This is a genomic window from Leptospira mayottensis 200901116, from assembly GCF_000306675.2.
Taxonomy (GTDB): domain Bacteria; phylum Spirochaetota; class Leptospiria; order Leptospirales; family Leptospiraceae; genus Leptospira; species Leptospira mayottensis.
In genome coordinates this window covers 82,850-94,000 of record NZ_CP024873.1, presented here as the reverse complement: position 1 = coordinate 94,000, position 11,151 = coordinate 82,850, and the positions used below count along the sequence as shown (strand labels likewise).

11 protein-coding genes are annotated in these 11,151 nt (G+C 36.5%); 10 read left to right on the top strand and 1 reads right to left on the bottom strand.

Features of this window, described 5'->3' with window-relative positions; genetic code table 11:
- Positions 1-171: 171 nt before the first annotated feature.
- From LEP1GSC190_RS19465 to LEP1GSC190_RS19440, 6 genes are read left to right on the top strand one after another with little or no spacing between them, the layout of a single operon-like run.
- The gene (locus tag LEP1GSC190_RS19465; protein ID WP_002746304.1) at positions 172-810 is read left to right on the top strand and encodes a hypothetical protein; all 639 of its coding nucleotides are present in this window, start codon (positions 172-174) and stop codon (positions 808-810) included.
- Between the two features lie 60 nt (positions 811-870).
- Entirely contained in the window at positions 871-2,541 is a 1,671-nt protein-coding gene (locus LEP1GSC190_RS19460) for a hypothetical protein (protein WP_002746253.1), read from the top strand.
- 38 nt (positions 2,542-2,579) lie between these two features.
- On the top strand, positions 2,580-2,969 hold the full coding sequence (locus LEP1GSC190_RS19455; RefSeq protein ID WP_002746306.1) for a hypothetical protein: 390 nt from the start codon (positions 2,580-2,582) through the stop codon (positions 2,967-2,969).
- Positions 2,966-4,444: a hypothetical protein gene (locus tag LEP1GSC190_RS19450; RefSeq protein ID WP_002746283.1), complete on the top strand. Its 1,479-nt coding sequence runs from the start codon at positions 2,966-2,968 to the stop codon at positions 4,442-4,444. The genes LEP1GSC190_RS19455 and LEP1GSC190_RS19450 overlap by 4 nt, the downstream gene beginning before the upstream one ends.
- On the top strand, positions 4,441-5,784 hold the full coding sequence (locus LEP1GSC190_RS19445) for a hypothetical protein (protein ID WP_002746208.1): 1,344 nt from the start codon (positions 4,441-4,443) through the stop codon (positions 5,782-5,784). The genes LEP1GSC190_RS19450 and LEP1GSC190_RS19445 overlap by 4 nt, the downstream gene beginning before the upstream one ends.
- Positions 5,785-6,930 carry a hypothetical protein gene (locus LEP1GSC190_RS19440; protein WP_002746197.1) on the top strand — a complete coding sequence of 382 codons (1,146 nt, stop codon included), beginning with the start codon at positions 5,785-5,787 and terminating at the stop codon, positions 6,928-6,930.
- Here the strand turns inward: LEP1GSC190_RS19440 and LEP1GSC190_RS19435 are convergent.
- On the bottom strand, positions 6,927-8,486 hold the full coding sequence (locus LEP1GSC190_RS19435) for a phage portal family protein (protein ID WP_002746297.1): 1,560 nt from the start codon (positions 8,484-8,486) through the stop codon (positions 6,927-6,929). The genes LEP1GSC190_RS19440 and LEP1GSC190_RS19435 overlap by 4 nt on opposite strands.
- Before the next feature lie 187 nt (positions 8,487-8,673).
- On the opposite strand from LEP1GSC190_RS19435, the gene LEP1GSC190_RS19430 reads away from it, so the two are divergent.
- From LEP1GSC190_RS19430 to LEP1GSC190_RS19415, 4 genes are all read left to right on the top strand, one after another.
- The gene (locus LEP1GSC190_RS19430; protein WP_002746214.1) at positions 8,674-8,979 is read left to right on the top strand and encodes a hypothetical protein; all 306 of its coding nucleotides are present in this window, start codon (positions 8,674-8,676) and stop codon (positions 8,977-8,979) included.
- A 6-nt stretch (positions 8,980-8,985) separates the two neighbouring features.
- Positions 8,986-9,453, top strand: coding sequence for a hypothetical protein (locus LEP1GSC190_RS19425; protein ID WP_002746207.1), 468 nt, complete (start codon positions 8,986-8,988; stop codon positions 9,451-9,453).
- A gap of 28 nt (positions 9,454-9,481) precedes the next feature.
- Positions 9,482-10,423, top strand: coding sequence for a hypothetical protein (locus tag LEP1GSC190_RS19420; RefSeq protein ID WP_002746229.1), 942 nt, complete (start codon positions 9,482-9,484; stop codon positions 10,421-10,423).
- Between the two features lie 69 nt (positions 10,424-10,492).
- A complete protein-coding gene (locus LEP1GSC190_RS19415) occupies positions 10,493-11,149 on the top strand; it encodes a hypothetical protein (RefSeq protein WP_002746209.1) in 657 nt (218 codons plus the stop codon).
- The last annotated feature ends 2 nt before the right edge of the window (positions 11,150-11,151 follow it).

Genomic DNA, 11,151 nt, shown 5'->3' with positions numbered 1-11,151 from the left:
AGGGGTGATATAATATCATTATCGTCGTAGTAGTGAGTAATGTCAATGACAAAAGTTAGAATTTTTTCTCACTTCTAAATCCCAAATAATTTTAAATCCCGGTCCCTATATTTTGTTTAGTTTAAAATAATTACTCTTCCGATATTAAAATTTATTAGATTATTCTCATATATGAGAATATTAGAACCGAATAGTAGAGTCCTTTTAAACGTAAAGTATGAGGGGAAAAATTACACATTTGAATCAGACATAGCCGATCCGAGCACCGAACTGGATATAGACATAGCCGTAGCCAAAAGACTGGGTGGAGCATCTCTAGAATCGATACCGAATACAACCTATGGTTATATATATGCAATTATCACACTCAATCACGTAATCAGAAAAATACCGGAAGAATTCCCTGTAGAGATAGAATCGTTTGAAAAGATACGGGATAAAGAGTTTGTTCTAAAACTCTTTAAAGAATACAAAAAAAAAGAGGACTCATTTCTAAATGAGTTAAAAAAAAATAGGGACGATAGAATCACTATCGGACGAAAAGAATCTTTTAGACCTCTATCTGATGAAAGAGTTTCACATTCTACCGAGAGGAGTGACACATCTGGGGAATCTATTTACCCCACAGAAACAATTCATTCTGGAAGCAATGTCGAGGATAGACTTTCAGAACCTACAATACAAGATAAAACTAAAATCCCAGAAAAATCAACTGGAGAAAATGAAACCCGAAGAGTTCCTAGAGAGTATAAGCCCGAATCTATCGTCTATCCTGGAAGAAGAGGGAGGGTATACAAAAGAAATGATTAAATTACAAGGGGAACAAAAAAGAAAAGAGATATTAGAAAAAATTAATAGAGAGTTGGATCTTTGAGTTTAGAATCTTTAGAAATCACAGTACACGCAAGACCTGATTTTAAAAACGTAGAAAAGGAATTTTCACGAATATCCAAAAAAGCCAAAAAACTATTCTCATTTTTTGGAAAAGACGAAGACGACAAAAATGAAGGTGAATCTAAAAAGACTAAAAAAAATAGAAAAAAATATAAGTTTGAACCCGCATCTAAATACGCTGGTGGTAGTGCATATACCACAAAAGTAGGTACGGACGGATCGGACCTTGACGAAACGGGGCACGGTGGTTTTTTTAATACAATAGATAAAAAGATTTCAGCCGCTAAGGATCTACTGGATAAAAAAAAGAAAAAGAAAGAAGACGAAGAGAGTGAAAGCTCGGACTCTCTAATCAAAAAAGATTCAACCAAACAATTCCAAATCCAAAAATCAGAAATAAAAATTCAAAACGCAACGATTCACACGGGTAACTTTCCAGGTGGAGGGGGTGGAAAAGAACCACCTGGAGGGGAAGAGGTAAAAAGTGACACGTATTCCAGGCTTAGCGCGGCTTTACCTTATATAGGGGCCGCGTTTGCGGTTGCGGGTGGAGTATTAAAAACAATTTCTTCTATCGGTGAACAGTATCATAGCGCCATGCAGTCACAGAGTCAGACAATCGGTGCGACAGGCGGGTATGTTGGCGGGGGAGGAGGTTATTTTTCCAATTCCGAACTGGCACAAGCAAACGTAATCAAAGGTAGAATCACAGGTGAAGATATATTTAAAAAAGGAAATTTACTGGAATCGAATATACTTCGGTTTGCGGCTTCTCAAGGAAAAGGGATTGGGGAAGTGGTAAAAGAATTAGAAACGATCCGTAAAGATTCTAAAAATGCAGATTTAGGATATTTAAGGGGTGGCGCGAACGCTTCGGGGTTTAACGGACTTAGACAATCTGAATATATTACAAAACTTGCATCCATTGCAGAGAATCTAAGAAATAAAGGATTTTCAGGGGATATTTCCGATTATTCAAGATTTTCAGCCGGTATCAATAGAACGGACTCCATAAACATGGACCCCTTACGTAGAATGAATTTAGCGGAGGAACTTTCATCGAAAGGGAGGATTGGTGCTTTTGGAGGTGGAATTTTCGGTTCACTTTCCATGAGTGAAGCACTAAAAGCAAACGGGGGAGATCTATTAAAATCAATTCGAGATTCCGAGCTTAATCCAGGAAAATACATGTCTCTTGCTTTATCCGGACTAGACCCCAATACAAGAGGACTCATTCACAAGATGGAAGGTGGAAGTTTTAGCGAAATGAGTTCTTTAAAATTCGGTTACGAAGGTTTTGGTAGGGATCAGAGTTCAATCCATGCAGGTTACAACAAAGGGTTAGAACTAGAAAATAGAAAAAAAGAAACATTTGCAACTGATATAGGGGCCGAAGCCGCCGAAGTAGGTTACAAACTAAATACCGCTATGATCGATATATTTAAGGAAAATAAAAACATTATGCTTGGACTTACCCGTTCGGTATCTGCTATAGAATCAAAACTCATACCGGTCGTATCCGGATCGATCAATACGATCGGGGACGGTATCGCCACGTTATGTGAATTGGTTACACCTTTAGTAAGTTCCATTTCTAAAATCGTTTCTTTGACTTCCGGAAACGGAATGCTTGTTAGAACAAAATAGATAAACCGATATTTAAGATATTCGTTAAATTAAATTCTATGGAAATCCATAGAATATTTTTTCAACTATTTCAGAGAAACGGGATATCGATCGAAAGAGAACTGGAAAACTTTGAAATCGAATTTCAAGTACAACAACCCCAAAAACTTACAAAAGCGATCCGTCAAATCGATAACTTAGTACAAATCCCAATTCCTTCGGGGATTACGTTTAAGTATGTTTTGATTCTTGCCACTTATCTAACCGACGACACATCAATAGGAATTAAAAAAGGCGACCCAGCTCCGATCGTAATCCGTATGAATGGTTCCAATCAAGACCACGTTTTACCTCAAGGTTTTATCACCTGGAGCGGTGGAATTCATTCTTTAAGAGTCGCTACCCCCTATGATACGAATCAAATTTTAGTGGAAGTTTATCTAGGTTGAATCCGGTATTTCAGTTTTTACTAAAAGGAATCGGTTCAGAGGTTTTTTTGGGTAAAAAAGGACCGATTCTAAAAGCCGTATCCACAGGGATAGAAGTAAGACTTCCCGATAATTCAGGACTTACCAATCTAAAAACCGCATCCCCTATCGACGGAAGGGATGCGGTAAATTTAGAATGGGTAAAAAAAGAAGTATTAACAAATTGGAATACTCCTGTACAAAATTTAGAGGAACTTAGAAATATTCCACCCGACCAAAGAAAAGACAAACAAATTAGACAAGTAGAAGAAGAACTTACACTGTATCAGTATGACTCGGATTCAAACGCGACCGTTCCGGATGAAATAGACGTTTTAAGAACGATTCTTCCGAAAGACCTAAATTTTTCACAACCCGGAAGGTGGTTAAAAACAACAGCTAGAACGAATCTTCATTCCGAATTGATCGGACTTAGTTTTGACGATCATCCACAATACCAATTAAAAAACGAAAAAAATAAATCGGGTGGGTATGCTGGAATCAACTCAGAAAGTGAACTGGAAATATTATCGGATCAAGGTAGAATTAAAAACGTATTAAAAAGTAACTCCAGCCAAAAAAGGGATTATATACTACCGGACAGTTCCGGAACGATTGCATTAGACGAAACATTTGGGGGTGCAACCCCTCAATCAAACGGTAAAAAAGGACTCGTTCCTACCCCTCTGACAACGGACACAGAAAAGTTTTTATCCGGAGACGGTAGCTGGAAAAATAATTTCGGTTCCTTAAAAAACTCAAACGTTATAACTACAAACTATAGCGCCTTGAAATATGAACGTGTACTATGTGACGTTTCAGGTGGTAGTTTTAACGTATCCTTACCAAACGATCCAAAAGACGCAATCGTAATCGGAATCCTGGATCTATCCAATAAAGCGGGAACTTATCCTATCACCTTACTTAGAAACTCCAAAAAAATAGAGAATTTAGAAGAGGACTGGCAATTGGATTTAGACGGTGGATCTTATGAACTCGTATTCTCGAAACAAAAAGAAAGCTGGTATTTTTTAGGGATTCCTTCCACTGAAAATATAGTTACCACAAACACGATCGTTTCCGATTCACCTAACTTTACGGAAATTTCTATCGCACCTTCCGCCAACTCGGTAAGGTTATATTTAGAATCTAATCTTTTAAACGTATACCAGATGATTTCCGAAGTGGGTACGGTTTTTTTGGGAGTAGGGTTTTTAAATTCGGGAACTCGTATTCAAAATTCATATTTTGAGACAACGACTGATAATTTAGGAAATTGTAATCTATCTACGGGTTTAGCAAATAAAATCATTTCCGTATTCGGTACTGTAACAGATAATCAAGGCAAGTGGGTTTCACCGATTTCATTTTATTATGATGATAACGGAAACATTTCTTTTACGTTTGGGAACACTTTTCAAAACCGTACGGTTAGAATACGGATAGAGCATAAATGAAATCCTTTAAAAACGATTTTTTAAAGGAAAGTTCGATCAAAAGTTATTTTGAAAATTTACTCTCTATAGAAACAAATTCTAGGATGACAGAATTCAACTCCTTAGAATCTGCACTTTTAAGTAAGTTAAACACAAGCGAAAAAGGGGCAAGTCTAGCAACGTTAGGAAACGACGGTAAACTATCTTTATCCCAAAGACCTTCACAAAACGTTTTTATTTTTAGACCCGGTGAAACTTCACCTTCCTACAACGTATTTAACAATTGGACAAACTTAATTTCGAGTCTTGCAAATACAAAAGGTTTAAAATACATTCAGTTAGACGATACCCTTGAACCGCTTACGATTCCTTTAGATACGTCCAACCTAAACGAATGTACCTTACTACCTAGATATAAAAAACAGAACCACTTAGTCGTAAATTTCACGAACGGTTTTAAATTTTTAGGTTTACCTTTGGAAATAATAGGGCTTCGTCTCCAATTTTCTTCCCGTATTTTTGATAGTTCGAGTATAAATGCACTTAATCTTACCGATTCCATTTTGGAATATACATCTAACGTCGAAAGTTGTATTGATTTAGTTTCAGGGAATTTTTATGTATTCTTAAAAAATTCATCCATCCAAGGAATTAACAAAACCGTTTTTTCCGTAAGAAGTAATTCCTTACATCTTTATGCAATATCAGGACTTTGTAATGTGGATTCTTCTACGATTACGGGTTCGCCGGGAGGTATTTTGAATATAGTCAACCAAAACGCGAACTTTTTAAATCAAAACTCTTTTGTCGGATCTCAAGTAGATTTTACAGGACAAAAAAACGAAATCGATTCAGGCCATATTTTAGAAAAAACACTTACTCAAAAAGGACAAATTTTAACCAAAGATTTATTCGGCAACTGGACGACTCTTTCTACAGGTCTTGACAACGAACTATTCGTTTTTGATTCATCCTCCGCTTCGGGTCATAGGGTAACGAACCTAAATTCATTACTCGGTCTTCCCGGTATGAAGTCGGTCGAATATCTAAGACAGTCTTCTCCAAATACCACCTTACTATCTTCTGGAAATAGGACTTTAGATTGTTCCATTTCCAATCTGTTTAGAATCACGGGAGGAAATGCAACATTCACTATTACTAATTTATCTGAAAACCAAGTGGTTAATGTGGTTTTAGAATCAACCGGTTCTTCCTATACGATCACTTGGTCGGGTGGTACTTTTTATTGGCCAAATTCCACAGTACCTACACCTACGGTTATCTCTCTAAAAAAAGACTTTTATACGTTCATAAAAGTGGGTGGAAATATCTTTTCTTCCTGTTTACTCGCGATGGGTTGAATGTTTTTACCGTTTGCTCATTTCCAAAATCCGAAATTAAAACCGATTGTAGATCCAGGTTTTCCTTTAAACGGCGCAAACGGTGAAATTTACTCTATTATAAAATATGAAAATACGATCTTTATGGCAGGAAACTTTACGAGTATCGGAGGTGTAAATAGAAACGGTTTAGCCGCGTTGGATTATAGTACAGGAACTGTACTTCCGCTTTTTCAAGGACAAAGTGGAGTCGTCGGAATTAGTTCCATGATTCTCGTAAACAATATGCTCGTAATGGGGGGGAGTTTTACATCCGTATTTGGGTTTCTTAGAAACGGTATCGCCGCGATAAACCCAAATACGGGATCACTTCTTTCTTGGTATCCGAGTGGAGGAATCGGAGGTGTATCACCTAATATATTCGATTTTTGCGTAAAGGAAAATACTCTCTATCTATGCGGATCTTTTACGACTGTAAGCGGAATTTCTAGGAGTAGGTTAGCTGCAATTGATATTTTAAACCTTTCCGTTTTACCTTGGTATCCTCAAGATTATTTAACCGGCGGACATCCCTATAGACTTTTATTGTCAAAAGATTCATCCAAAATATTTATAGGCGGTTATTTTAATACGATAGGGGGTTACAATATTCCAAAACTGGCGGCTCTGAATTCTAGTTCCGGTTACGTAATTCCTAGTTGGGGTTCTGCCCTTAACATATACGGTGGAGTAAATCCGTATATCAAAGATATGATCCAAGTCGGTAACACTCTTTTCATCGGAGGTATTTTCACTTCGGTTTCCGGTCTTAGTCGTATAGGCTTTGCCGCTCTAAATGTAAACACGGGGGAATTACTCAGTATTTATCCAACTCAGTTCGCAGGTGGTTCCTTAAAACCGAATGTAATGAGTTTTGCCACTAAAAATAATAGACTCTATTTTGCAGGACAATTCACAACCTTAAACTACGAGTCTAGACTTTCTATCGCCTGTATCGATTCCACTTCGATGCAACTGCTTTCCTACTACCCACAAAACGGTCTAGGAAACGATACTTCGTCTATACAAAGAGGTTTTTTTCACGACAATGAAACTTGGTGGCTCTGTGGCAATTTCCAAAGTGTAGGTGGAGTGTCTCGTAATAATTTAGTCAAACTCAATCTTTAAAATACCAAATCCGAATCATCTTGTTCTTCTAATTCTTCTTTTTCCGCATCAGAACATCCTAAATTGGGATATTCGCAATTTTGCCCCGATTGCCGTATCATTTGTAAATTTTGCTGGAATATAGGATTTAAAATGACAGCACCCGCCATTTTATACTCTTCCTCACTGACTCCGTATAGGTCGGCTAGGGTTTGGGCTATTGTAGGTTTATCTTGTTCGATTCGGATTTCATCGATTAACTTCCAGTTAGCCACTTCGTCTTTATTTTTACTGAGTTTGTCTTTTTCATCTTCCGGATCCGTTCCTACAAATTCACAAACAATACCCGAAAAATCTTCTTCTCTAATATGTCTGATCCTATTAAAACCCATTTCAAAGTACGTAAGTAAAGAAATACAGGATCTATTTAAAGAAAACTTACTTTTTTCTACCTGATTAGATTCTCCGAGTGTGGCTGAACCGGTAAGTCTTAAACCTAGTTCAGACTGATCCATACCGTGTGACATGATTACGAAAGAAACGCACCACTGCATCAGTTCCTTAAATACCATATCATTAGAAACATTTAATGGAGTCCATTTTATTTCACCTGCAGACGTTCCAAGAATCGGTATAGTGTGAGAATCGTCCATCCCGGAAATCATTTCTCTATACTGTAGTTGTATGGACTCTATCACCTCTTGTGTGGCGTCCCCTATTAAAGACATAAAGCCGGGTGGATGTTGTCTTGTAAAAGTATCCCGGTTGAATTTTAAGGATCGAATCACCCCCACTAAATCCAAAATACAAGCCTCTAAAGGAGAAAAACCGAATCCTCTCATGGACACATCGGATATATGATTTTTATGTAATAGTAATATTTCGTTTTCGTTAAATACTTCGATAACCCTATCGTCTATAATTTGTACAAAAGATACATTTTTGTCCCCCTTATACCCTTTTTCCTTATCTACCTGAAAAATCGTAGCCGGGTCTAAGTATTTGATTTCAACAAGTTTACCAAGTGAGTTATACACTAAATAAAATGAGATACTATCAAAGGTTAAAGTATCGCGTATCATCATTTCAAAAACGGAACTAAAATTGTCCCGATTCATCCACCCATCTATTAAATCCCCCATTCTTTCAAAAAACTGTGAACAGTTTTTGATTTTTTCTTGGATTTCATCGGTGATTTCGTCTTCTTCGTTTTCTGTCCTAAACCAAAGTCCTCTTTTTTTATTTAATTTTGCGTATCTACTTAACTCATCAATTCGGATCGTATGGATAGCTGAAATTATACTCGTACCGTAACTTGCGTTTCTAAGTTGTGTGACCGGTATTCTACAAGGTGGTCTGAGTAATACACCGTTTCTAATTTGATTTATCTGATCATAGTTATATACCGGTTTTCTACCTTCTATATTTTCAGAATTGACTTGGCTAAAAAATGATTTCGCTAAATGAATTAGGTGTTCGTTTACTTTTGTAGGTTGTATGTTTGTATTCGATTTTAACCGTATCGCTAAATTTTTTTCGTAATTATTTCCCCTAGGTCGGCCTACTTTTTTTTCCATATCCTTAGTTTTAAATCAAGGATTTGAGTATCGGTTGAAAAATAATTTTAAATTATTATAAATGATTTAAAATAGGGTTTTAAATCATTTTACGAAATTTAAAGAATTAAAACGTTTAAGTTTTATTGGTCTAGTACGGTTTAATATTTATTTCCCGATATTTTATTTTCGGAATAAAAATCTAAATGTGTCCCGTAAATCGATCACCCTACAAGACCTAAATAGAATCCAGTTTCAAAACCAATTCACCCTTTCGGGGAATTTGGTTTTAAATTCTAAAGATAAACTCTATTTTATTAGCGCTATACACGCAAACGGTAACTGGACGATGAACGTAAAAGGAAATAACTCAGACTCTAATTTTAGAAATTATACGAGAAAAGGAAATGGAGATATTCAGTTTTTTATTCCGATATGTGCAAACGAAATCAGTTTTACAGGAGTGATTGAATTTTCCGGGTTTTGGATCAATTCTAGTCTAACGTCCCACTAAAATCTTATGTTAAATACAAATTCCCTACTCAAAAAAAAGGTAGTCGTTCATGGAAAGTCAGGCGACTATATGGCCTTTCGAAATACTAGAACAAACGAGGACGTAAGGGTGCCTCGTGAAAAAAAGATCGATCAAGCAAAACATGACCGAAATAAAATCAATTATCAAAAAGAAATTTCCGAAAAAGAAAAAATAGAAATAAAACAAAGAGAAATTCGACACAAAAAATTCGAGGAAGAAGTAAGAGAGCAAAGGAAATCATCATACGGAAGTGGTTCACAAATACCAAAACCAGGTCTTATTATGAGAGTTTACGCAAAAAACAAAGTTAACGTAGGCGGGATGCTTGCTAAAGTTAAAGAAGTCGCTAAAGACGGAAAAACCGTTCTGTGTGAACTAGCTTCCGGAAAATCCTATACAATACCCATAGAACAACTTCAAATTGCAAAATCAAAAATCCATTCCGATATCTAAATATTTATTATATTTTAATAAATAGATTATGACTTACGGTTTTGAAGGGGATTTAAACAAACAATCCGAAGACTACGAATATCACGATTTGTCTGCCTGCATTTACCCAGATCTTGAAAAATCAAATACACCCCTTCCCGGCTGGGGTTGTATCATTCATCCGGACGAACTTCGTCGGATTATGTTTTTCGGGAACGAACCTCTTCTCACTACCCGTGGAACTCAACTGGAGGATTTCCAATTAAAAAATTGGTGTGACCAAACCGTTCGGGCATTTGCCTCTGAAATTGACTGGGATATTTATCCTAGGCTTTTTCGATCCCGCCCGCTTGTTGGACAATCCGGAAGATTTGATCTAGAACCCAAAACCGGTAGAATCGAAGACTATGCGGAGTGGGATGATACTTACGACTATGATCCTTCCAAAAGTTCGAATTTCTTTTTAAAACTGAGAAGAAAAAATCTTTGTCGTCTTCATAAATGGGTCTTAACGCTTCCTTGGAATGGGAATATGATTCTTGATCTTACAAGTCGTGCTACGATTCAATACAAAACCGGAATTTTACGTGCAGTCTTTACACGAGTTCCTTTTGGTAATGTCGGAATTCCTCAAATAGGGATTCAAGGGTTTCGTTTTTTAAGTCAAAATAGTTCAAATCTTCCAGGTGCCTATCAAGTGGATTATACTACCGGGTATGATCACGCATCGAGGGTTCCGAGAGAACTAAAAGATCAAGTTTTAAAATACTTTGTAATCTGTGTTTTATCTTCTTATGGTGAAGGTATCATCGGAGGAATCTCAAACTATTCCACTAGTGTTGGTGTAATTAGTGAATCTATTGGAACTACAATGTCCGCAGAAAATGCTTTTTTTGGGGCCAGGATTAGACAACTTTCGAACGAACTTAAAGAATGGTGGAAGACTGCTAAAATTCGTTACACTGGAATTTCTTTTGGTGCCTTAGGTTGATAAAAATCTAAGGACTCCATTTCATTTTTTTTAAACCGATATTGTAGCTTATGTTCTATCTTTTCTTTTGTGAGATATGATAAATTTATTTTAGAGCTAATCGAACTTACCAAATCTAAATTCAAAAATTCCAAATACAAAATCGATTTTAATCTAGATCACGTTTTAATCGGAGTACGTGGGATCAGCGTTTTAGACAATAACGTGATTTTAAACAACAACTCTTTTGACCGTTTTAACGACATCCTTTTTAACATTGATCCAGGTGGTAATTCTTGGGGGAGTAGGGTAGTTACAATGGATCCGGGGTTGGTTTCCAAAGAAACTCTTTTAAAATACGGTGTCACTAACGGGGAGGCGAGAACCGAAGAAGGTCTTTATTTGGTAAAGCTTGGGAACCATAAAGGTCATGACGCGTTAGTACAAGGTTCTCCCTTTTATTTTAGAAGGGATAAAAATAGCGATCATATTTGGAACGATTTAGACCCTATTTTTTTAGATCAGGTTGGTTTAAATATACACGCTCGAAATTCCAATAGCGAATCGGTAGGTATTTCTTCTCTTGGTTGTACTGTCACTAAAGCTTCTTGGAATGATCCGGAGTGGATCGAACTCATTTCCATTTTTAAAGGAGCCACACTCTTAAAAAAGAAAAGGAATCAAAATTTTAAAGGATTTTGTTATGCGGTTTTAAATCAAGAATCGGTTAAGGAATTACTAATATAGAG